At 69.0% G+C, this 22,085-nt stretch carries 16 protein-coding genes; 9 read left to right on the top strand and 7 right to left on the bottom strand.

The window, feature by feature from the left end; all coding sequences use genetic code 11:
- The first annotated feature begins 38 nt into the window (after positions 1-38).
- The 6 genes from EYF70_RS11825 to EYF70_RS11800 all read left to right on the top strand — a co-directional run bounded on the left by EYF70_RS11825 (position 39) and on the right by EYF70_RS11800 (position 5,697).
- Positions 39-425 (top strand): response regulator transcription factor, encoded by a 387-nt coding sequence (locus EYF70_RS11825; protein ID WP_131145582.1) that lies wholly within the window; start codon positions 39-41, stop codon positions 423-425.
- Positions 422-1,294 carry a sensor histidine kinase gene (locus tag EYF70_RS11820; protein ID WP_131145581.1) on the top strand — a complete coding sequence of 291 codons (873 nt, stop codon included), beginning with the start codon at positions 422-424 and terminating at the stop codon, positions 1,292-1,294. The genes EYF70_RS11825 and EYF70_RS11820 overlap by 4 nt, the downstream gene beginning before the upstream one ends.
- A 1-nt stretch (position 1,295) precedes the next feature.
- The gene (locus EYF70_RS11815; protein ID WP_165497635.1) at positions 1,296-1,919 is read left to right on the top strand and encodes a response regulator; all 624 of its coding nucleotides are present in this window, start codon (positions 1,296-1,298) and stop codon (positions 1,917-1,919) included.
- 105 nt (positions 1,920-2,024) lie between these two features.
- The gene (locus EYF70_RS11810; protein ID WP_131145579.1) at positions 2,025-2,375 is read left to right on the top strand and encodes a hypothetical protein; all 351 of its coding nucleotides are present in this window, start codon (positions 2,025-2,027) and stop codon (positions 2,373-2,375) included.
- Between the two features lie 102 nt (positions 2,376-2,477).
- On the top strand, positions 2,478-4,565 hold the full coding sequence (locus tag EYF70_RS11805; protein WP_131145578.1) for a TonB-dependent siderophore receptor: 2,088 nt from the start codon (positions 2,478-2,480) through the stop codon (positions 4,563-4,565).
- Between the two features lie 10 nt (positions 4,566-4,575).
- A complete protein-coding gene (locus tag EYF70_RS11800; RefSeq protein WP_260117409.1) occupies positions 4,576-5,697 on the top strand; it encodes an acetyltransferase domain-containing protein in 1,122 nt (373 codons plus the stop codon).
- On the opposite strand, the gene EYF70_RS11795 is transcribed toward EYF70_RS11800, so the two are convergent.
- From EYF70_RS11795 to EYF70_RS11785, 3 genes are all read right to left on the bottom strand, one after another.
- On the bottom strand, positions 5,684-7,024 hold the full coding sequence (locus EYF70_RS11795) for a class I SAM-dependent methyltransferase (RefSeq protein ID WP_131145577.1): 1,341 nt from the start codon (positions 7,022-7,024) through the stop codon (positions 5,684-5,686). The two genes, EYF70_RS11800 and EYF70_RS11795, sit on opposite strands and share 14 nt — an antisense overlap.
- Before the next feature lie 79 nt (positions 7,025-7,103).
- The gene (locus EYF70_RS11790) at positions 7,104-9,164 is read right to left on the bottom strand and encodes a TonB-dependent receptor domain-containing protein (protein WP_131145576.1); all 2,061 of its coding nucleotides are present in this window, start codon (positions 9,162-9,164) and stop codon (positions 7,104-7,106) included.
- A gap of 230 nt (positions 9,165-9,394) precedes the next feature.
- Complete coding sequence (locus EYF70_RS11785) at positions 9,395-10,693, bottom strand: sugar MFS transporter (RefSeq protein ID WP_174800400.1); 1,299 nt, start codon at positions 10,691-10,693, stop codon at positions 9,395-9,397.
- Positions 10,694-10,964: 271 nt separating this feature from the next.
- Between EYF70_RS11785 and EYF70_RS11780 the strand changes: the two genes are divergently transcribed.
- Entirely contained in the window at positions 10,965-13,646 is a 2,682-nt protein-coding gene (locus EYF70_RS11780) for a bifunctional diguanylate cyclase/phosphodiesterase (protein ID WP_165497634.1), read from the top strand.
- Positions 13,647-13,681: 35 nt separating this feature from the next.
- Here EYF70_RS11780 and EYF70_RS11775 read toward each other — a convergent pair whose 3' ends face one another.
- The 4 genes from EYF70_RS11775 to EYF70_RS11760 form a co-directional block, all read right to left on the bottom strand.
- Complete coding sequence (locus EYF70_RS11775; RefSeq protein WP_229420905.1) at positions 13,682-14,554, bottom strand: ferritin-like domain-containing protein; 873 nt, start codon at positions 14,552-14,554, stop codon at positions 13,682-13,684.
- A 130-nt stretch (positions 14,555-14,684) separates the two neighbouring features.
- The gene (locus EYF70_RS11770) at positions 14,685-16,100 is read right to left on the bottom strand and encodes a PQQ-dependent sugar dehydrogenase (RefSeq protein WP_131145573.1); all 1,416 of its coding nucleotides are present in this window, start codon (positions 16,098-16,100) and stop codon (positions 14,685-14,687) included.
- A 315-nt stretch (positions 16,101-16,415) separates the two neighbouring features.
- Positions 16,416-16,820, bottom strand: coding sequence for a KGG domain-containing protein (locus EYF70_RS11765; RefSeq protein WP_131145572.1), 405 nt, complete (start codon positions 16,818-16,820; stop codon positions 16,416-16,418).
- 159 nt (positions 16,821-16,979) lie between these two features.
- On the bottom strand, positions 16,980-18,116 hold the full coding sequence (locus tag EYF70_RS11760) for a helix-turn-helix transcriptional regulator (RefSeq protein ID WP_165497633.1): 1,137 nt from the start codon (positions 18,114-18,116) through the stop codon (positions 16,980-16,982).
- A gap of 111 nt (positions 18,117-18,227) precedes the next feature.
- On the opposite strand from EYF70_RS11760, the gene EYF70_RS11755 reads away from it, so the two are divergent.
- Positions 18,228-20,297: a TonB-dependent receptor domain-containing protein gene (locus EYF70_RS11755; protein ID WP_131145570.1), complete on the top strand. Its 2,070-nt coding sequence runs from the start codon at positions 18,228-18,230 to the stop codon at positions 20,295-20,297.
- On the top strand, positions 20,297-21,871 hold the full coding sequence (locus tag EYF70_RS11750; protein WP_131145569.1) for an enterochelin esterase domain-containing protein: 1,575 nt from the start codon (positions 20,297-20,299) through the stop codon (positions 21,869-21,871). Before EYF70_RS11755 ends, EYF70_RS11750 begins: the two co-directional genes overlap by 1 nt.
- Positions 21,872-22,085: the final 214 nt, after the last annotated feature.

The raw sequence follows: 22,085 nt of genomic DNA, 5'->3' as shown, positions 1-22,085 counted from the left end.
CCGCTAAGCTTCTGCCGATTGCACCACCAGGAGCCGAAGTGTCCCTTTCAGATCAGGAAGTCTGCATCGTCGACGACGATGCGTCGGTGCGTACGGCTGTCAGCAGCCTGGTACGCTCGCTGGGCCTGCGCGCCCGGCTGTTCGCGTCGGCCGAGGAATTCCTCGCGGCCGGCTGCGCGGCGGACCTGGTGATCTCCGACCTGCAGATGCCCGGCATCAGCGGCATCGAGTTGCTCGAGCTGCTGCGCGGCCGCGCCGACCAGGTGCCGTTCATCGTCATCACCGCGTTCCTGCAGGATGCCGTGAAGGGCCGCGCCACCCAGGCCGGTGCCGCCTGCGTGCTCGGCAAGCCGTTCCGCGCCGATGCGCTGATCGGCTGCATCGAGCGCGCGCTGGCGACCGGCCCCGATCATACCCACGTATGATTTCCGCCGCCGGCGCGCCGCCCTATGCTGTATCCACGATGAACGGCGGCACGGGCAACGAGGCCGCCGGCATCACCGATCAACTCCCAGCCAACGAGTTCGCCATGAGACAGCTGACGATCCCCCGCGCCGCGACGCCGGTGCCGCACCGCCACGAAACGCCGGCCGACCAGCACGAGGCATTGCACGACAGGCACGAGGCGCTGCATGAACGGCACGAGGCGCTGCATGAACGGCACGAGGCGCTGCGCGCGGAAGAGCGCCTGCGCTGCGCCCGCGACGTGCACGACATCGTGCTCCAGGACCTCACCGCCGTGCTGCTGCAACTGCGCGCCGCCAGCGGCAGCGGCGATCCGGCGCAAGTGGCGGCCTGCCTGGCCACGGCGATGCTGGCCGCCGAGCAGGGCCTGGCCAGCGCCCGCGATTTCGTGCGGCGGCTGCGCGCCACGGCGCCGCAGCGGCAGCGTTCCGCCAGCCTGGGCGCCACCATCCGCGCGGCGCTGGACACCCAGCCGCTGGCAAACGGTAACCGCGGCACCCGCCTGCGCCTGCAGCTCGACGACGATGCCGTGCTGCCGCCCGCGGCCTGCGAACAGGTGGCGATGATCGTTCGCGAAGCGGTCGGCAACGCCGTCAAGCACGCGCGCGCCCGCACGGTTTCCTGCCGCCTGCGTGTCCGGGCCGGCCGCGTGCAGGTGCAGGTGCGCGACGATGGCAAAGGCTTCGATCCCCATTTGCCCCGCGCCGGCTTCGGCATCGGCGGCATGCATGAACGGGCGGCGCTGGCCGGCGCCGCCCTGCAGGTCGACAGCGCGCCCGGGCGCGGCACGACCGTCCACCTTTCCCTTCCACTCGACGCAGGAGAATGACATGTCCATATCCGTGATGCTGGTCGACGACCACCCCCTGGTACGCCTCGGCATGGCCGGCGTGGTATCCCGCCAGCCCGGCTACGCCGTCACCGCCGAAGCGGCCGATGGCGCCGAAGCCATCGACCTGTACCGCCGCATGCGCCCCGACGTGGTGCTGATGGACCTGATGATGCCGCGCGTCGGCGGCCTGGAGGCGCTGCACGCGATCCGCGAATTCCACCCGGAGGCGCGGGTGGTGATGGTGTCCGGCTCCGACGGCGAGGAGCACGTCTACCGCGCCCTGCACGCCGGCGCCCGCGCCTACCTGCTGAAGGATGCGCCGGAAAGCCAGCTGGCCGAATGCCTGCAGGCGGTGGTGGCCGGGCGCCGCTACGTGCCGCCGGACGTGGCCACCCGCCTCGCCGCGCGCCTGGACAACGATGCTCTGACGGGCCGCGAGCTCGACGTGCTGCGTTTCCTGGCGCAGGGCCTGTCGAACAAGCTGATCGCCCGGGCGGCCGGCATCGCGCCCGGCACCGTCAAGTACCACGTGAAGAACATCATGGCCAAGATGGGCGCCTCCTGCCGCACCGAGGTACTGCGCGAGGCCGTGCGGCGCGGCATCGTCGATCTCGCGCACTGAGACGCGGGTCCCACCGCCGCGGCCCGGGTGCGGCCTGGTGGCCGCTTGGTGGCGGGAGCGCCATGGGGTACAATCCCGTGCTCCTGATAATTCATTCTCATTTCGATGACCGACCGCCCCCGCTTCCGATACCGCCGCGCCACGCGCGGCCGGCTCGCGGCGTGGGCGGTCCCGTTCATTGCCGCGCTGGCCGGCATCATCCTGCTGGTGCAGCTGTTCGCCGCGGCCGCGCACCACGACCACGAACTGGCCGCCAAGTCGCAGCATTGCGTGGCTTGCGCGCTGCATGCCCATCCGGATACGGCGCCGCCCGGCGCACCGCCCGAAGCGGCGTCGCCCGGATGGACGCTGCTGGGGATGCTGCCGCCGCTCGCACGCGTTGCATCGGCCGCGCCGGCAGCCGACCACCTGCTGCCGCCAGCCCAGGCACCGCCGCCGTTCCTGTCCTCCCGCTGATACCGGCCGCGCGCTCACTTGCGCCGCGCGGCTCCCACCGTCGACACGCCCGGCTGGCCGTGCGCGCCCGCGCGCGCCGTCATCCCGGGTGACAGGAACACCATGAACCACCACACAGATTCCACGAAACGGCGGCTGGCGCTGGCCGCCGCCCTGGCCGCGACCGCGCTGCCGCATTCTTCTTCCCTTGCCGCCGATGCCGGTACCGTCGTCATCGAGGGCCAGCGCGGCGGCTACCGCACGCTGGCCGTGGCCGGCGCCACCAAGACGGATGCCCTGCCGAAGGACTTGCCGCAAAGCGTGCGCACCCTGACGGGCGAGCTGCTGCAGGACGCCGGCGTGACCTCGCTGGCCGGCGCGCTGGACCTGGCCAGCGGCATCGCCCGCCAGAGCGACCTCGGTGGCCTGTGGGACAGCTACGCGATGCGCGGCTTCACCGGGGACCCCAATTTCGGTTCCGACTACATGGTCAACGGCTTTTCCGCCAGCCGCGGCTACAACGGGCTGCGCGACATCGCCGGCACCCAGGCGGTCGAGGTCCTGAAAGGTCCGGCGTCGGCGCTGTATGGCCGCGGCGAGCCGGGCGGCACCGTCAACATCCTCACGAAGAAGCCCCGCTTCTCGCCACGCTATTCGCTGGAAGCCGGGGTGGCCAGCCATGCGACACGTCGCGTGGCCGCCGACCTTACCGGGCCGTTGTCGCAGACGGTGGCCTACCGCCTGAATGCCGCGCACCAGGGCGGCGGCAATTTCCGCGGCCTGCACACGGACCGCGACTACCTTGCGCCATCGCTGCTGTGGCTGGCCGGGCCGGACACCACCGTATCCTACGAAGTGGAAGCATCGCGCCAGCGCTCGCCGTTCGACCGCGGCATCCCGGTGCCGGATGGCCGCCCCGAGGTACCGGTGGAGAGCTTCCTCGGCGAACCGGCCGATGGTCCGATCACCGTGAAGTCGCTGGGCCACCAGGTGTTCGTCCAGCATGGCCTGGGCAATGGCTGGTCGCTGCAGGGCGGCGCCGCCTACCGCGACAGCTCGCTGGCCGGCTATTCGACGGAAGCCAACGACGTGCTGCCGGACGGCCATACCCTGCGGCGCCAGCGGCGCTTCCGCGACTGGTCCGCCACCGACCGCTCGGTGCGCGCCGAGCTGCTGGGCAGCGCCAGCGTCTTCGGCATGCGGCATGCGCTGCTGGTCGGCGTGGACGCGTACAAGTTCGACGACACCCGCCTCCAGCTGCGCCGCAATCCTTCGACCGCGAACCCGTACGCGATCGACCTGTATGCGCCCGTCCATGGCGGCACGGCCGCTCCGCTGGCCGTGTCGGTCGATACGCTGGAACACCAGCGCGCCCATGCCGTCTACGCGCAGGACCAGCTGACCCTGGGCGAGCAATGGAAGATGCTGCTCGGCGTGCGGCACGACCGCTACCGGCAAACCGTGATCAACCACCGCACGGCGGCCGTCAACGCGCAGGCGCTGTCGGCCACCAGCCCGCGCGCCGGCATCGTCTGGCAGCCGACCGGCGCGTTGTCCCTGTACGCCAGCGCGGCGCGCGGCTTCCGCCCCAACAGCGGCATCAGCGTCGACAACCAGGCGTTCCCCGCCGAGCGCAGCATCGCGTATGAACTGGGCGCGAAGGCGGAAACCCGCGGCGGCCTCACCGGCACGCTGGCGCTGTACCGCATCGACAAGGAAAACGTGCTGACGACGAACCCCGCCAACACCGATTTCGCGATCGCCGCCGGCGAGGTGGCCAGCCAGGGTGTCGAGCTCGACGTGTCCGGCGAACTGGCGCGCGGCGTGCGCCTGTCCGGTGCCTATGCGTACACCGATGCGCAGGTCACCCGCGGCGACGCGGCCATCCCCACCGGCAGCCGCCTGCCCAACGTGGCGCGGCACAGCGGCAATGTGCTGCTGGTGGTGGGCAACGCGGTGGCCAGCATCGGCGGCGGACTGTCGTATGTGGGCGAGCGCCGTGGCGACGTGGCGACTTCCTCCGGCTTCGTGCTGCCCGGGTACACCACCGCGCGGTTGCTGGCGACCTGGCGCCCGGCGCCGCGGTTGAAGCTGGCCGTCAACGTCGATAACCTGTTCGACCGTCGCTATTACGCCAGCTCCTACAGCCGGCTGTGGGTCGCCCCTGGCAGCACCCGCACCGCCTCCCTGACCGCCACATACGTATTCTGAGGATAGACGCTTGAATCATTCGCACCGCATCGCCTCGATCGACATCGCGCGCGGCATCGTCATGCTGCTGATGACGGTCGACCACGTACGCGAGACCTTCCTCCTGCAGCACCAGGTGGGCGACCCGATGGACGTCGCGGCGACGGACCCGGCGCTGTTCTTCTCGCGCATCGCCGCGCATTTCTGCGCGCCGATGTTCGTCTTCCTCACCGGCCTGGCGGCCTGGCTGTATGCCAACCCGCCGTCCGGCCCGCGCGATGCCACCCGCTTCCTCGCCAAACGCGGATTGCTCCTGGTCGGTCTGGAACTCACCGTCGTCAACTTCGCCTGGACCGGCTCGCTCGCGCCGTCGACGCTGTACCTGCAGGTGATCTGGGCGATCGGGCTGGCGATGCTGGCGCTCGCGCTGCTGCACAAGCTGCCGCTGGCCCTGCTCGGCGTGCTGGGCGCGGCCATCGTGGCCGGCCACGATGCGCTGTCGTTCGCGCCTGAGCCGGCGACGCTGGCCGCGGCGGCATGGACCATCCTCGAACAGCGCGGCTTCCTGCTCGACGGCCCGCTGCGGGTAAAGATCAGCTATCCGCTGCTGGCCTGGGTCGGCGTGATCCTGCTCGGCTATGCGGCCGGCCCCCTGTACGCGCGCGCCATGTCGCCCGCGCTGCGGCGCCGCCGGCTGCTCGGCATCGGCGCCGCCTGCCTCGTGCTGCTGGCCGTGCTGCGCGGCCTGAACGGGTATGGCGAACCGGTGCCATGGACCGCGCACGCCGACCCGCTGCGGACCGCGATGTCATTCGTCAATTTCACGAAGTATCCGCCGTCGCTGGATTTCATCCTCCTCACGCTGGGCGTGGGAGTCATCGTGCTGGCGCTCGTCGAGCGGCCGATGCGGTGGAGCGGCATCGCCGCCGTGTTCGGCGGCGCCCCGATGTTCTACTACCTGCTGCACCTGTACGCGCTGCTGGTGCTGCAGCGGATCGCCGCCTTCGTGCTGGACGTGCCGCGCGCCGACCTCGATCACGTCTGGCAGGTGTGGCTGGCAAGCGCGTTGCTGGCGGTGGCGCTGTACTGGCCGACACGCTGGTTCGGCCAGTACAAGCGCAGCAGCGGCAAGGCGTGGGTCAAGTATTTTTGACGGGGCGTGCCGGCACTCCTGAGACTTCCGTTCGGGGCAGGAAGCAGGCGTTCGCGCCATCCCTGTCGAGCCGCAGCGCCACGTTCCGCGCTGCCAGCAGCGCATTGATGTTTGCAATCGCCGCAGGCCCGGCTTTCAGGTGATCCTTCTGCGCCGGGACGAGAATGCCGGCGTGCAGCAACATCGCGATGGCCTGGACGGTCTTGTCGATCGCGCCGGCTGGTCCAGCGGCGGCGGCCAGCTCGCCGAACGACAGCGTGCCGCCGCGGCGCGCCAGGTCTGCCATGGCCCGGAACGTGCCGTCGGTAATGGCCATCGGCCCCAGTGGCGTTCCGATCGTCGACAGGTCGCCGTCCGGCGCATCCCCCCTGGCGATGAAGTCCATCGACTCCAGCGCCGCCAGGCGTTCACCGGCAGTGGGTGCCGAGGCGTTCTTCTGGAATACGTCGGAACGGTGCGGCCGGCCGCTCGCCATGTCCTTCAGCGTCTCCACCAATGCCGGCGGCGCGTCCTGCCGCAACAGGGGCCGCATGTCGTCCGGAATGCAGATGGCGGAATCGGTGTTGTAGAACACTTCCGACGAGCCGATGAACGACACGCCCGCCTGCGCCGCCAGCCAGTGGATGTCGCCGGCGTTGTGGACGCTCCAGAAATCGCCGAGCAGGTCGTGCGCCAGGTGATCGGCATCGGCGTTTTTCAGCGTGGACAGCCGGTCCCGCAGGCGCGGCTGGTCGTCGAACAGGCCGGCCGACAGCAGCTGGTCGATCGCGCGCAGGCCCTCGGCGACCGCCGCCCTCGACCCGCCGGGCCCGGGGCGGGCCAGCCCGCGCAGCAGGTGGTGGACCGGGATCATCGGCGTCGAACCCGGGTGGCACATGTAGTGCAGGCAGAACAGCCCCTTTGGCCGCAGGTGCCTGGCCACGATCTCGAGGATGCTCCGTTGCACGCCGGGCGATACCCAGGACCACACGCCATGGCAGTCGATGATGTCGAATCCGGCCTTGTTTTCATGCGCGAACTGCTGGAAATCGCGGCACTGGAAGGCAACGTTCGCCACGCCCATGTCGCGCGCCATCGCCCGTGCGATGTCGATGTGATGCGGGTTGAAATCGATCCCGACGACTTCCGCGTGCGGATTGAGCGCGGCGGCGACGATGGCATTGAAGCCCGTGCCGCAGCCCAGTTCGCAGTAACGCCAGGGTCGTTCCAGGTCGGGGCCGCGAATCCCACGCAGGCGGGCAATGGTCGACAGCCACAGGGGCTGCGTGTCCGGATAGAAGTAGGAAGGATAGACGCTGTCGACGACGTAGCCGTTTTTCTTCTGCATGGTGTCGAAGAATAAAAAAGCTGGAAACGCCGGCCGGGCAAGCGCTTCCAGCGCATCCCGGCGGGCCGGAATGTGTCACTCAGAACGTGTAGTTCAGCGCCGTCGAATAGCGGCGCCCATCGACGTAGCCGTTCGAACTGTTGGCGACCTGCCTGTTGGCCAGGTTGTAGATGCCGAACTTCAGCGCCAGGTTCCGCTTCAGCCGGTGCACCACGCCCATGTCGACCAGCGTGTAGCTTTGCGAGGTGGAGGCCCCCGTCGCCAGGTCTGTGCTGATGAACTTGCCGGTATAGGCGGCCTGTGCCCACAAGCTGGTGCCGCGCGAATGATCGTAGTTCAGGCCCAGGTTGGCGGCGTGCTTCGGCTGGTCGTTCAGCGGGCTGCCCCGGCTGGCGCCCGTCAGCTGCTCGGAATCGGTCAGCGTGTAGTTGGCGCGCACCGACAGGCTGCCGGTGAAACGGTAGTCCAGCGCCAGCTCCGCGCCGTGGATGCGCGCCTTGTCCACGTTGATTGTCTGCTTGTAGCCGTACTGGTGGGCTGGATATTCGAGGCCGCCGTAGTGACACACCACGTTGGGCAGGCACAGGAAGTCGGCCGAGCGCGTGATCTTGTCGTCGAAATCGGTCCGGTAGACCACGGCGCTGGCTTTCAGTCCCAGGTCGCTGCGTTCGTAGTCGACGCCGAATTCGACGCTGACGATGGTTTCCGGTTTCAGGTCCGGGTTGCCGATGCTGACGCCGCCCATCGACGTGGCGGAGAAATCGGGGGCAGCGTTGCGCAGCGACGGCGCCTTGTAGCCGGTGATGGCGCCACCCTTGACGGTCAGCGCTTCGCTGGCCCGGTACACCAGGTAGGCTTTCGGGCTCCACTGGCCGCCATACTGCTCGTTGTAGTCGTAGCGGGCACTGGCGGTCAGTGCCAGGTTCTCGCGCAGCCGCCATTCGTCTTCCGCGAACGCGGAGAGCTGGTAACGCTCCATCGAGACAAACGCATCGTTCGCAATGTTGTACACGTTGACGGCGCTGGTGGCGCCATCCTCGAGTTGCTCGTTCTTGTAGGTGAAGCCGCCGGTCAGCGTGTGCGCGGCGCCCGGCTGCCAGGTACCCTGGCTGTTCAGCGTCAGCGTGTCGAAGTCGATGCCGCGCGCCACGCCGCTGGGGGCGCTGGTGCGCGTGGTCGGATTGCTGGCCGAATCGTAGTTCAGGTAGGTGCTCGTCGAGAACTTGCCGTAGCGGCCGTCGTGCGCCACGAACAGGTTGTCCTTGGCCGAGCCCTGGTAGCTGGCCGCCGCCGTGCTGGCCAGCGAGCGGCCCGGATTGCGCCAGCGGTCGGTGTCGGTGCGGCTGCCGCCGGCCGTCAGCGTATTGCGGCCGTCCGCCTTCCAGGTGACCTTGGCGCCGATGTTGCGCTGCTTGTAGTCGGCGTCGCCGGTGGACGTGTCGCCGAACTGCACGACGCTGCCCTCGTTGGTGCCGCGGAAGCCGCCCGACAGCTGGATGCCCAGCACGTCGTCGACCAGCGGGCCGTTGAGGATGAAGCTCGTGTTGTACGCTTCGCCGTTGACGTCGTTGCCGCCGTCGGGATGCAGGTATTCGGCCGTGACACCGCCCTTCCACGTGTTCGAGACTTTCTTCGTGATGATGTTGATCACGCCGCCCATCGCGTCGGAACCGTACAGCCCCGATGCCGGGCCGCGGATCACCTCGACGCGCTCGATCATGTCGAGCGGCGGCATGAAGGAAATCTGCTGGCCCCGGCCGCCGCCGTTGAACTCGAACGTGTCGCCGCCCTGCGCCGGGCGGCCATCGATCAGGAACAGCGTATAGGCATTGCCCATGCCGCGGATCGAAATGGATTGCTCGGTACCGCTGCCCTGCACCGCCACGCCCGGCACGAACTTCAGCACGTCGGCCAGGTCCGTGTACGACCGCTTCGCGATCTCGCTGCCGGTAATGACCGTGATCGATGCGGCGGCATCGCGGATATTCTGCTCGTAGCCGGAAGCGGTCACGACGACCGTTGCCAGCTGCTGCTCGGTGGCATGCTGCGCAAGCGCGTTCGCGCCGGCGAACAGCAGGGGGATGGCAAGGGCGATGGGTTTCCTGGCAAATCGTTGTTCGATCTTTTCTTGACAGCGCATGGTTCCGTACTTTTCCTGTTTGTTCTTGTTGACGATGTACTGCTCAACAGCAGCAAATGAGAATGATACTCATTTACGAGCGGAAAAGTTTGTCAAGATGTGGCAGCGGATGTGGCAAAGCAGGGGCCGGCGCTGGTGCCTACGGGCGTTCGGGGGCATTGCGGACATCGCGCAGCCTCGGGAAGGCTGCGGCGACATGCCGGCGGCGGGCGCCGCCGGCGGAGGGCTTCTCAGTGCTGCGTTTCGGGGAACGCGTTGGTGGGCTTGGCACCCCAGGCGGCATAGAACAGGATGTACAGCTCGCACATCACGGTCAGCAGGAACGACATCTGCAGGCCGTAGATGTCGGCCAGCCAGCCCTGCACGACGACGAGGGCGCCACCGGCGATCGCCATGATCAGCAGGCCGGCGCCTTCCTCGGTCAGCGGCCCCAGGCCGCGGATCCCCAGCGTGAAGATGGTGGGGAACATCACTGAGTGGAACAGGCCGACGGCGACCAGCGCCCACATCGCGGTCGGGCCGGAGGCGAAGGTGGCCACCAGCATCACGATGAAGGCGCCGATGGCGGCGCCGGCCAGCACGCGCTCGGCCGAGATCGAGCGCATCAGCACGCTGCCGGCGAAGCGGCCCACCATCATGCCGCCCCACAGCAGGAACAGGTAATGCGAGGCGCCCTCGTGTGTCAGGTTGCCGATGTCCGGCTGCGACACGAAGTTGATGAACAGGTTGGCCACGCCGATCTCGGCGATCAGGTAGATGAAGATGGCCGGGATGCCGAACACCAGGTTGCGGTGCTTCCACAGCGAATGCGCACCACGCTCTTCCTTCGACACGCGGCGCGACGTCATCGCCGGCAGCGGGTAGCGCGCGATGATCACGGCCAGCAGCACCAGCACGGCCGCCACGATCAGGTAGGGCAGCTGCACGGCCTGCGCATCGGCCAGGCGCTCGGCCTGGGTCAGCACCTGTCCCGCCTCGGCGGTGCCGCTGGTGGAGCGGCCCAGGATCAGGTAGCCGCCGAACAGCGGCGCGAACATGGTGCCCAGCGAATTGAAGGCCTGCACCAGGTTCAGGCGCGCCGATGCCGTCTGCGGCGGGCCCACCACGGCCACGTAGGGATTGGCCGCCACCTGCAGCAGCGTGATGCCGCAGGCGATCACGAACAGCGCGACCAGCGTCACGGCGTACGACGGCAGCCGCGCCGCCGGAATCATGCCCAGCGCGCCGGCGGCCATGATGCACAGGCCGACCACCATCGCCTTCTTGTAGCCGACCCGCTCGATCAGCCGCGCCGACGGGATCGACGCGACGAAATAGGCGATGAACCAGACTGATTCGATCAGCGTCGTCTGTGTATAGCTGAGCTCGAAAACGCTGCGCAGGTGCGGCAGCAGCGTGTTGTTGATGACGGTGATGAAGCCCCAGATGAAGAACAGGCTCGCGAGCAGCGAGAGCGCCGACTTGTAGCTGGCAGGCGACGGCGCCTGTCCATCCAGTGTCGCGCCTGCGGAAGTGATTGGGCCGGCCACGAAGGTTCCTTTGTCGGAGAAGCAAAGGAGGTATCGTAGGGCGCGACTTGTCGATTGACCAATTCCATAAATGATGGCCGCTATATCAATTCATGATATCTCGGCCATGGCGTTGTCATCCGCGCCTGCACTTCGGCCGCCGCGGCGCCGATATTGTTGCGTTCGGCACAATGCGCGGCCGTGCGGCCGGGCCAACAGGTGTATCCTCCGATGAATATCGGCTTTCATGGCGCCAGCGTATCCCGCGGCCGCCTTCTTTCCCGGACTTACCATGCCCTTCAGGTTCGCCAGCTTGCGCCCGCCCCCTTGGGCGGCCCTGCGCCCCTACCTGGTGTTCATCCTGCTGTGGCCGGTGGCCGGGCTGCTGATCGCCGGTGCCTCCTGGCTGTTCCTGCTCAACAACTTCAACCGCGAACTGGCCGCCGCCGAGCTCCAGGTGCTGGCCGCCACGCTGAAGGTCGCCCAGGATGGCGCTGCGCAGTCGCGGGCCAACCTGGGCATGATCGACCAGGTGCTGACGATGATCCGCGTACAGTGGCAGGCGCTGGATGGCGCCATGAAGCTCGACCAGTTCGGCAAGATGGCCGATCCGGCCGGCATGCCGCTGCGCATCAGCGTGTTCGACGCGGACGCGCGGCTGCGCATGACCAATGCGAACGGCCTGTGGGCCGCCGACGAGCTGGCCCGGGTGGCCGAGCTGCCCTTCTTCGCTTCCCAGCAGTTGCGCGCCGCGGACGACATGTTCATCGGCATGCCGCTGCCCGACCGGACCCGCATGCGCTACATGGTGCGTTTCTCCCGCAAGCTGCTCGACCGGGACGGCGAATTCGCCGGCGTGGCCGTGGTGTCGATCGATCCCGCCAACCTGATCGCGGACTACGATGACGGCCACCTGGGCAGCCACGGCTTCCTGGCCGCCGTGGGCAGCGACGGCACGGTGCGCGCCTTCAAGCTGGGCGAGGCGTTCCGCCGCATCCAGCTGCTGCCGCCGCCGCTGCAGCAGGCGCTGACCAGCAGCAGCGGCAGCGCCTTCGTCCGCGGCGCCGAATTCGGCGACGGGGTCGGCCGCTACGTGGGCTGGCAGGCGGTGGAGGGGTTCCCGCTGATGGTGCTGGCCGGGGCCGACCAGCCGCATGCGCTGGCCCTGGTGCGCGAGCGCGAGCGGGCCTCGCGCCAGACCGCCGTCGGCGCCTCGGTCGCGCTGCTGATCTTCGTGCTGGTGGGCATGGCGCTGTCCGGCCGCCTCGCGCTGCAGCGCTACCGGCTGACCGTGGCGCAGGATGCCTACCGCAAGGCCACCGAGGCCAGTACCGAGGGTTTCTTCATCACGGCGCCGGTGTTCGGCGCGGGCGGGCGGATCGTCGACTATGTCACGATCGACTGCAACGAACAGGGCGCGGCGCTGTCGCACAGCACGCGCGAGGCGCTGATCGGCAAGCGGGTTTCCGCGCTGAGCCGCGAAATTCCCGTCGAACCGGCCGTGGCGCTGCTGGCGCAGGCAATGGAGCAAGGCAGCGCCGAAGGCGACATCGAATCGACGTTCGGCGGCGAGACCACCTGCGTGCGCGTCAAGGTGCGGCGCTCCGGCGACGTGCTGGCCGTGACGCTGCGCGACGTGACGCTGGAACGGGCCCACCTGTCGAACCTGGAACGCAAGAACTTCGAGGATGTGCTCACCGGCCTGCCGAACCGCGCCTGGGTGGGCAAGTGCCTGCCCGAGGCGGTGGCCCGCGCGCAGGCCGGCGGCAGGCTGCTGGCGGTGCTGTTCATCGACCTGGACGGCTTCAAGGCTGTCAACGACACCTTCGGCCACGCCGCGGGGGACGAACTGCTGCGCATCGTGGCGCGCCGCCTGAAAGTCGCGGTGCGCCCGGGCGACCATGTGGCGCGGCTGGGCGGCGACGAATTCATCGTGATCCTGGAAAACCTGAACGGCACCGGCGAGGCGGCGCAGGTGGCGGCGCGCGTGCTGCAGGCCTTCCACGCCGGCATCGCGATCGGCGCGGGCACCGCCAGCGTCGGCGCCTCGGTCGGCATCAGCATGTGCCCCGGCGATGCGCACGATGTCGACACGCTGCTGCGCCACGCCGACATCGCCATGTACGAAGTGAAAACGCGCGGCAAGAACGGCTACCAGTTCTTCGACCCGGCATTCTACGGAGCGATGCGGCAGCGCAAGCAGCGCGAGCGGGAGCTGCAGGCCGCCATCGCCGGCAACGAATTCGTGATGCATTACCAGGTGCGCGTGGAAGCCGCCACGCAGCGCGTCGCCAGCCTGGAAGCACTGGTGCGCTGGAACCATCCCACCGCCGGCCTGCTGTATCCGGACGAATTCATCCCGCTGGCCGAGGAAACCGGCATGATCGTGCCGCTGGGCGAGCTGGTGGTGGACAGCGTGTGCGCCCAGATCGCCGCCTGGACGCGCGACGGCTGCGCGCCGGTACCGGTGTCGATCAATGTCTCGAGCCGGCAGTTCAACGAGCGCGACATGCATGCCCTGTTCCTGCAGTCGCTGGAGCGGCACGGCATTCCCGCCGACCGGGTGGAGATCGAGCTGACCGAATCGACCATGATCCGCGACCCGGTGCGCACGTCCGAGCGGCTGCAGGCCATGCACGCGCTGGGCATCCGCCTGCTGGTCGACGATTTCGGCACCGGCTACTCGTCGCTGTCGATGCTGCAGCAGCTCGATTTCGACTTGCTGAAGGTCGACAAGTCGTTTACCCACCGGCTGGGCGGCGACGGCCAGGGGGAAATCCTGTTCACCGCCATCATCACCATGGCCCACGCGCTGGGGATGAAGGTGGTGGCGGAAGGCGTCGAGCGGCCCGAACAGGCCGACTTGCTGGCGCGCCTGCAGTGCGACGAGCTGCAGGGGTATTACATCGCCTCGCCGCTCGACGCGGTGGGCGTGCAGCACGAGATCCGGCGGCGGCAGGCGGCGATGCACTGAGCGCATGGCGCCGGGCCGCCGGCGCGCCCCGGCCGCTATTCCTTCGTCCGGGCGCCGGACAGCGCCGCGAAACGCGCCATCTCCTCCTCCGTGAAGCCGGCCCGGCGCCGCGCCTCCAGGTTGAAGGGGCCTTTCAGCACCGGGGCCCGGTACTTCTCCACCAGCTCGTCGTAGGTGCCATAGGGTTCCAGCCCCTGCCCTTCGCACAGCCAGCGGTACCAGCGGTTGCCGATCTCCACGTGGCCCACCTCGTCGCGCAGGATGATGTCGAGGATTTCCGCCGCGGCCAGGTCGCCCGCCTGCGCCAGCTTGGCGCGCATCGGCGGCACCGCGTCCAGCCCGCGCGCTTCCAGGGTGCGCGGCACCAGCGCCATCCTGGCCGTGATGTCGCCGCGCGTCTTGTGCACCATTTCCCACAGGCTGTCGTGGCCCGGGAAGTCGCCGTACGCGTGCCCCAGCGTGGCCAGGTGGGCAGCCAGCAGCCGGTAGTGAGTGGCTTCCTCGTTCGCCACGCGCAGCCAGTCGGCGTAGTACTGCTCGGGCATGCCGGGGAAGCGCCACAGCGCGTCGAGCGCCAGGTTGACGGCATTGAATTCGATGTGGGCCAGCGCGTGGATCAGCATCGCGCGCCCTTCCGCGGTGGCCATCGAGCGGCGGCCCACGCTGGCCGGCGAGACCAGCTCGGGCCGTGCCGGCCGCCCCGGGATCGCCGGCGAATCGGCCAGCGCGGCGCCGGCGTCGAGGGCGCAGGCGCCGGCGGCCCACGCGGCCGCCATGCGGGCCACTTCGCCAGTTTTCGCGACCGGGTCGGTGTCGAGCAGGCAGCGCAGCGCCCAGGCGCGCAGTTCGGGAGATGACGACGGGTCAGATGACGAAGAACGGGATGACGGCGTGGGGGATGGCGGCATGCTGGATGACGGCATGGGGAACACCTCGTGCGAAGGCAAAAGGCGGGAGTGTAGCAAAGCCGCGGCAGGCGCGCCGCGGATCGGGGCACGGGGCCCGTGCCGGATGGCCGGCATGGGCCCCGCCGCGCCGTCAGCGCTGGGGAGCGATGCGCAGCACCACGCCGGTATTGCCCCGCGTGGTGCCGGTGGCGTTGCCCAGCACGTACAGCTCGCCGGCGGTATCCTGCGCCATGCCCAGCACCGGCATGCCGAGCGGGTCGCGTTTCGGCGCGATCAGCCGCTCGACCTGGTTGCGCACGCCGAGCGTCATCAGCTTGCCCGTGCCGTCGTCGCCGACATAATCGGCGAACACGTACTGGCCGCTCAGTTGCGGGATCGAGGAGCCCGTGTAGACATAGCCGCCGATGACCGCGCGGCGCAGCGTCGGTTGCCCGACCCCGTCGGAGTGATCGTATTCGGCCAGCGGATCGACCAGGTTGGCCGGGGCGCCGGGGCTGGCCGTGTGGATAAAGCCCGGGGCACTGCCGTTGGCGTCGAACAGGAAGCTGCCTTCCTTGATGCGCCAGCCGTAGTTGCCACCGGAAACGATGATGTTGACTTCCTCGATCGCGCCCTGCCCCACGTCGCCGGCCCACAGCCGGCCTTCGCCATCGAAGGCCATGCGGAACGGATTGCGCAAGCCATATGCGAAGATTTCGTCTGCGCCGTCGCGGGCCACGAACGGATTGTCGGCCGGGATGCCGTAGGCGCCGTTGGCGGCATTGCTGCCCAGCGGATCGATGCGCAGGATCTTGCCCAGCACATTGCCCGGCGCCAGGCTCTGGCCGTTGCCTTCCGGCGCGTGGCCGGGCCCCTGGTCGTCGCCGCCACCGCCATCGCCGAGCGAGATGTAGAGCATGCGGTCGGGCCCGAAGGCCAGCGCGCCGCCGTTATGGTTGCCCTGCAGCTTGGCGATGCGCATCAGCACGCGCGCGCTGCCCGGATCGACGACCGGGCTGGCGCTGCCCGGATTGGCCACGCGCCATTCGGACACCACGTTATGGTAGGCCGGCGCCGTGCCGGCCGGCAGCGTGGAAAAGTCCGCCGTGCCCAGCGCCGGCTCCGACGTATACAGGTAGAAGCGGCCATTGGCCGCGTAATCCGGGTGGAAGGCCAGCCCCAGCAAGCCACGTTCATCGCGCTCGTTCAGCGGCACGAGCCGGCTGGCGACGTCGAGGAACAGGGCCGACGAGCCCTTGGACACGGCGCCCTGCACCGGCGCCTTCACGATCTTGCCGACCTGGTCCACGATATACAGGAAGTTCGGTTCGCCCGGTGCCACCGCGCCGGCGACGGGCGCCGTCAGGCCCGCCAGCAGCGGACGGAACGCCACGCTGACGGCGCTGGCGGGCAGCGTGCCTGGTATCGGATCGGCGAGCGGGGTGTTCTGGGCCAGCGCGGCGGGTGCGGCGAGGGTGGCGGCGAGGGTGGCGGCAAAGGTCGTGGTAGCGCAAACAACGGCGATGGAAGGTGCAAGGGACAGCGGGCGAATCGGTCTGCTGGTCATGGCGGTCTCCGTCTTGGATGTGGCAATCGGGGGAAAACAAGGAAAACCAGGAACTGATGGGTGGCGCGAATGCTGGAAAATCATGCTCCACTACCGCTAGTCACACAAGCACGCTCTGCTGTCGTGTGCGCAAAGTGTCGAGTTTTCGCTGCGTTTGCCTGACGCAATATTGCCCCTCAAATTCCGCTCTTTCCAGCCATCAAAAACACGCGCAGTCCGGATGCAAAAAAGCCGCCTGGCGGGCGGCTTCCGGATGACCGGCTTACTGGCCAACTCATTGGCCACTTATCGACCAACTTGTGGCCAGCTTGCGGATCAGCGGTCGTTCTTGTGGCTCTGGCGGCCGGCGGCGGCGTGCTGTTCCGGCGAGCCGCCCTGCGTGCCGCGGCCACCCTGGTTACCGGACTGGCTGTTGCCACGGTTGCCCGACTGGCTGTTGCCGCTCGAGGAGCTCTGGCGGTTGCCGTCGTTCTTGTGGCTCATCTGGCCGGCGCGGCGTGCTTCTTCCGACGTGAACTCGTGGGCGTTGCCCGAAGCGTGGGCGGCACGGCCGCCTTCCGAGGCGATTTCACGCTGGCGCTGCGGATCCATCGATGCGAAGCCGCGGTTGCTGGTGCCGGACTGGCTGTTGCCGCCGTTGCCCGACTGGCTGTTGCCACGGTTTTGCGTGTGCTGGTTGTTGCCTTGAGGATTGTTGTTGTTCGAACGATCGGCTGCCATGATGATCTCCTTGTTGAGTTGAACATTCAGATCCTTCATGCGACCTGGTGATGCAGTTCGCTTGAAGGAGCCGCCATGGTAGGCCGGTCCCGGATGTTTTTTTATAAGCCCTGCCCTTACCGGCACGTAGGACTGCGCGCCACGGCCGGGTCGGAACGATCACTCAACGTTTGCAACAGGTGATGCCGCGCGCCCGCTGGCCGCCTGCCGCGGCGTGCAGCCATAGCGGCGCCGGTAGGCGGTGGCGAAGTTGGTGGCCGCCGAATATCCCGCCACCGCGGCCGCTTCGGCCACGCTGCCACCGCGCAGCAGCACGTCGTGCGCCCGCTCCAGCCGCAGCATGCGCAGGCGCTCGAACACCGAGCAGCCCCAGGCGCGCCGCGTCAGTGCCTGCAGGGATACGGGATTGGTGCCGATGGCGCGCGCAATCCCGGCCATGGACAACTCCGGCATGGACAGCGCCGGCATGCAAGGCACGGGCACCGACGCAACGGGCGCCGGCAGGCCGGCCGGCGGTGGCGCGTGGGCCGGAACTGCCGGCATGGTCGGCAAGGCGTCGCTGGCCGCCGCATGCAGCAGTTCATCGAGCCGGCGCAGGCGCCGCCGGTCGATCTCGCGCAGCGCGGGCGTGCCGGGCATGTGCTCGCCGACCGCCGCCAGCGCTTCGGCCGCCAGCTCGAGGCAGCGCGCTTCCAGCCGCAGCCGGTGCAGGCCCGGCTCGAACGATGCCGGTTCGAGGATGGCCCGCGCCAGGTCACGGGCCCGTGCGGACGGCGTCCAGGGCTGCCGCGCCAGGTGTTCGCGGCAGAAGGCGCGCAGCGCGGCGTGGTCGCCGTGCGCCGCCAGTCCGCCCTCTTCGATCCACTCCGGCGTCAGCGTCAGGCTGACCTTGCGTTCGGTGCGGCCGGCCTGCCAGCGCCGCGCGAACAGGTCTTCCTCGGCCAGGTTGACCAGCGCCCCGCTGGCCCGCTGGGCCGGATCGGCGGAGCGTGGCCCCAGCTGGAAGCGGTGATGGCCGAACGACAGGTCGGTGGCACCGTCGACCAGCAGCACGATCTTCACGGCCGGATCCAGCTGGTTGCTGGTGTCCATGGTGCGCAGGTCGCGCACGCAGGCCGCGTGCAGGATCAGGCCGGGCCGCAGTTGCAGCGTGTCGAACTGGCCGTGCAGCACCTGCTCGTCGGCGGGCGCGCTGTCGTTGAAGGTGTAGGCCGCTCCCAGCAGTCCGGCACTGCGGACCAGGTCGGCCCGCGTCACGTAGCGCGTGCTCCCGCATGGATGGCGCGTACCCGCCAATTTCTTTTCCGGCTCAAACATATTCTTATTTTTAACAAATATCCCTTTTGCAATAGTCTGCCACAATTCCCGTTTTTCGCAAATAAGAATCATTCTCAAATGGGGAAGTCCATGAAATCCGCAGTCCTTCGCCGCCGGCCGCTGGCTGGCGCCGTCTCCAGCACCCTCGCTCCCGCCCTCGCTCCCGCCCTCGCCCGCGCCCTGGTCACGACCTTGCCCGCCAGTCTCGCGCTCATCGCCGCGTGCGGCGCCCAGGCCCAGGAAGCCGAAGCCCTGCCCACCGTCGTGGTCACGGCATCGGCCCACGAGCAGGCCGTGCGCGACGCCCCGGCCAGCATTTCCGTGCTGACCCGTGCCGACATCGAGAAGCGCCCGGTCCTGGAAGTGGCCGAGCTGCTCGGCACTATCGAAGGCGTGTCGCTGTCGCGCGGCGGCAACCTGGTGCCCGGCGTGCAGCTGCGCGGGCTGGGCGCCGCCTATACGCTGTTCCTGGTCGACGGCAAGCGCGTCAACTCCACCAGCGCCAGCTTCCGCGGCAACGACTACGATACGGGCTGGGTGCCCACCACGGAGATCGAGCGCATCGAGGTGGTGCGCGGGCCGATGTCGTCGCTGTATGGCTCCGATGCGATCGGCGGCGTGGTCAACATCATCACGAAAAAGGTCGGCAAGACCTGGCGCGGCACCGTGAAACTCGATGCCGTGGCGCCGCGCGACGACGCCGCCGGCGATACCCGCTCGGCCAGCGTCAGCGCCAGCGGTCCGCTGATCCCGGACGTGCTGGGCCTACGGGTGTCGGCCGGCTACGACAAGCGCGATGGCGACGGCCAGGTGAATGCGCCGGTCAATGGCGTGGCGCAGGCCGGCATGCCGCTGATCGCCAACCGGCAGTACAGCGCCCTGCTGTCCTGGCTGCCCGCCGCGGGCCATGAAGTGAAGCTGGGCCACGACACCAGCCGGCGCGACCACGGCGGCTTCATCCTGGAACGCGATGCCAGCTCGCTGAGCCACTCGGGCCGCTACGGCTTCGGCCGCTCCGACCTGTCGATCAACCTGGACAAGACGCAGAACCTGGTCGGCACCGTCACCGGCCAGAAGAACCCGAACGAAGCCCGCAACGACACGGTCAACGGCAAGCTGGTGCTGCCCTGGGAATCGGCCGGCCACACGCTGACGGTGGGCGGCGAAGCGCGCCGCGAGAAGCTGCACGATCCCGCCAACGTGACCGGCCTGCCCGGCACGCCGGGCTACCGCGCCGATCCGAACATCGCGGTCCGGCAGGAAGCGCTGTTCATCGAGGACGAGATCGTGCTGCCGGGCGACGTGCGCGTGACGCTGGGCGACCGCTACGACCACCACGAGAACTTCGGCGGCCACCACAGCCCGCGTGCCTACGCGGTGTGGCACGCGGCGCCGCAGTGGACCGTCAAGGCTGGCTGGGCGCGGGCCTTCCGTGCGCCGACACTGCTGCAGGGGTCCAGCAACTGGGGTTCGGTATCGTGCGGCAGCGCCACCGTGGGCTGCTACATCATCGGCAGTCCCGACCTGAAGCCGGAAACCAGTACCAGCAAGGAACTGGGCATCCTGTACGAACAGGGCCGCCTGGCCGGCGGCGTGACCGCCTTCCACAACAAGCTGCGCGACATGATCGACATCACCAGCCGCACGTCGGACCGCGCGCTGGCCCCGTCCTATGCGAACTTCAAGGGCTTCCTGCCGGATGGCCGGCCGGTGTTCGCCTACCAGAACATCGCCAGCGTGCGCACCCGCGGCATCGAGGCCAGCCTGCGCGCCACGCTGACGGACACAGTGACGGGCCGCGTCAACTACACCTACACCGACACGAAGAACACCAGCGGTGCGAAGGACCTGCCGCTGGTCTACCGGCCGCGCATGAACGCCAACGTGTCGCTCGACTGGCGTCCGGCCGACGCGTGGAGCACGTCCGCCACGGCGCGCTACATCGGCGAGCAATACCTGAACGTGCCCGCCAGCGGCGTGAACATGCTGCGCAAGGGTGGCTATACGGTGGCCGACCTGTCGGCGGCGTTCCGGGCCGGCCAGTACACCGTCAGCGCCGGCGTGCTGAACGTGGCCGACCGGGGCACGCAGCGCGACGTCTCGGCCGACTTCAACGAGGAAGGCCGCCGGCTGTTCCTGTCGCTGCTGGCGAGGTTCTGATGCGGCGCTTCCTCGCTATCGCCATGCTGGCAACGCTGTACTCTTCGGCGCTGGCGGCCGCCGGCCTGCCCCGCTTCACCGGCACGCTGGCCGCGCAGACCCACCGCGAACATCCGGTGCAACTGGCGCCCGGCGACTTCGTGCAGGGCCTGCTGGCGGGCCAGGGCATGCGCCTGGTGCTGCTCGACCGCGACGGCCAGCGCGCCCGCATCCTGGCCAAGGGCCGGCGCGACGAGCAGGACTTCATGTTCATCGCCGGCGACCGCGGGCCATACACGCTGGACGTGCGCGCCCCGGTCGCGGGCTCCTACGAACTCCAGTTGACGCGGCAAGTGCCCCGCGCGGCGCAGGTGGCACCGCCCGTGCTGCCGGACAGCCCGCGGCTGCGCGCCCTGCGGGAAACGCTGGCCGGCGGCGGCGGCACCGAAGCCTTCTGGGCCGAGGCGGCGGCCGGCGGCGGGCCGCTGGTCGAAACGGCGGGCGTGGTTCCCGCACTGGAGAAAGATGAAGTCCTGCTGACGTTCCTGTGGCGCGGCGCCGTCGCCAACGTGCGCATCCTGGGCGCGCCGTCGTCCGACCACGATGCGATGGCGCGGCTGGGCGACAGCGATGTCTGGTACCGCAGCTACCGGGTGCCGGCCAGCACGCGGCTGTCGTACCGGCTGGCGCCCGACGTGCCGGACTTCGACGGCATGCCGTCCCAGCGCCGCCGCGCGATCCTGGCGACGGCGCAGCGCGATCCCCTCAATCCGCGCAGTTTTCCCGTGAAGCCGCTGGACCGCTTCGATGGCAATTCGGTGCTGGAACTGCCGGCCGCGCCGCCGCAGGCGTGGGTCGAACCGCGTCCCGGCATCGCCCCCGGTACGGTGGAAACGCTGCGGCTGGCCAGCCGGGAACTGGGCAACGAGCGCGACATCGTACTGTACCGCCCGGCCGGCTGGCAGCCCGGCGCGGCCGGCAATGCGCTGGTGGTGCTGTTCGATGCCGAGAATCTGGCCAATGAAGTACCGGCATCGGTCATCCTCGACAACCTGGCCGGCAGCGGCGCGCTGCCGCGGACCGCGGGCATCCTGGTCGCCAACCCCAGTGCCGAATCGCGCGGCGCGGAATTGCCGCCGAACCCGGCTTTCGCCCGCTTCCTGGCCACGGAACTGATGCCGTGGGCGCGGGCGCGGGGCGTGTACGCGGAGGCGGCGAAGACCGTCATCGGCGGCGCCAGCTACGGCGGCCTGGCCGCTGCCCACGCCGGCTTGCGGCATCCCGAGCTGTTCGGCAACGTGTACAGCCAGTCCGGCTCGTTCTGGTGGTCGCCCGGCCGAGAGGAACCCGAATGGCTGACACGCGAATTCGCCGGCGCGCCCGCCGTGCCGGTGCGCTTCCTGCTCGAAGCGGGCCTGTACGAAACCGGCCGCGCCGGCTCGCCCGGCATCCTCGACACCACGCGGCACCTGCGCGACGTCTTGCGCGCCAAGGGGTACCAGGTGGCCTACCGCGAATTCGCCGCCGGGCACGACTGGTACCACTGGCGCGGCAGCCTGGGGGACGGGCTGGTGGAGTTGCTGGGCAAGCGGTAACTGTCCGGCGTTGGGCGGGGACAGCCGGTGACAGGCTCGAATGCCGCTGCGTAAAGCGGACGTCGATATTGCCGACAGCTGCAGTGCCGCTGGTGTCGGACACCGGCTTTTCGGTGTCGGACACCGGTTTTCCAGACCGAAGTCAGCAACATGCGAACAAGAACCGGTGTCCGACACCGGTGGTGTCCGACACCAGCTATGCGACCGCTAACTG

Origin of the sequence: Pseudoduganella albidiflava (assembly GCF_004322755.1) — a bacterium.
Classification (GTDB): Bacteria; Pseudomonadota; Gammaproteobacteria; order Burkholderiales; family Burkholderiaceae_D; genus Rugamonas; species Rugamonas albidiflava.
The sequence above is the reverse complement of the archived record's forward strand: the minus strand, read 5'-3'. Positions and strand labels throughout refer to the sequence as shown.

Bases quoted from the DNA above. Each gene is read 5' to 3' on its own strand.
- EYF70_RS11820 (WP_131145581.1), top strand. From the start codon at position 422: ATGATTTCCGCCGCCGGCGCGCCGCCCTATGCTGTATCCACGATGAAC.
- EYF70_RS11815 (WP_165497635.1), top strand. From the start codon at position 1,296: ATGTCCATATCCGTGATGCTGGTCGACGACCACCCCCTGGTACGCCTC.
- EYF70_RS11810 (WP_131145579.1), top strand. From the start codon at position 2,025: ATGACCGACCGCCCCCGCTTCCGATACCGCCGCGCCACGCGCGGCCGG.
- EYF70_RS11805 (WP_131145578.1), top strand. From the start codon at position 2,478: ATGAACCACCACACAGATTCCACGAAACGGCGGCTGGCGCTGGCCGCC.
- EYF70_RS11795 (WP_131145577.1), bottom strand. From the start codon at position 7,024: ATGCAGAAGAAAAACGGCTACGTCGTCGACAGCGTCTATCCTTCCTAC.
- EYF70_RS11790 (WP_131145576.1), bottom strand. From the start codon at position 9,164: ATGCGCTGTCAAGAAAAGATCGAACAACGATTTGCCAGGAAACCCATC.
- EYF70_RS11780 (WP_165497634.1), top strand. From the start codon at position 10,965: ATGCCCTTCAGGTTCGCCAGCTTGCGCCCGCCCCCTTGGGCGGCCCTG.
- EYF70_RS11775 (WP_229420905.1), bottom strand. From the start codon at position 14,554: ATGCCGCCATCCCCCACGCCGTCATCCCGTTCTTCGTCATCTGACCCG.
- EYF70_RS11770 (WP_131145573.1), bottom strand. From the start codon at position 16,100: ATGACCAGCAGACCGATTCGCCCGCTGTCCCTTGCACCTTCCATCGCC.
- EYF70_RS11765 (WP_131145572.1), bottom strand. From the start codon at position 16,820: ATGGCAGCCGATCGTTCGAACAACAACAATCCTCAAGGCAACAACCAG.
- EYF70_RS11755 (WP_131145570.1), top strand. From the start codon at position 18,228: ATGAAATCCGCAGTCCTTCGCCGCCGGCCGCTGGCTGGCGCCGTCTCC.
- EYF70_RS11750 (WP_131145569.1), top strand. From the start codon at position 20,297: ATGCGGCGCTTCCTCGCTATCGCCATGCTGGCAACGCTGTACTCTTCG.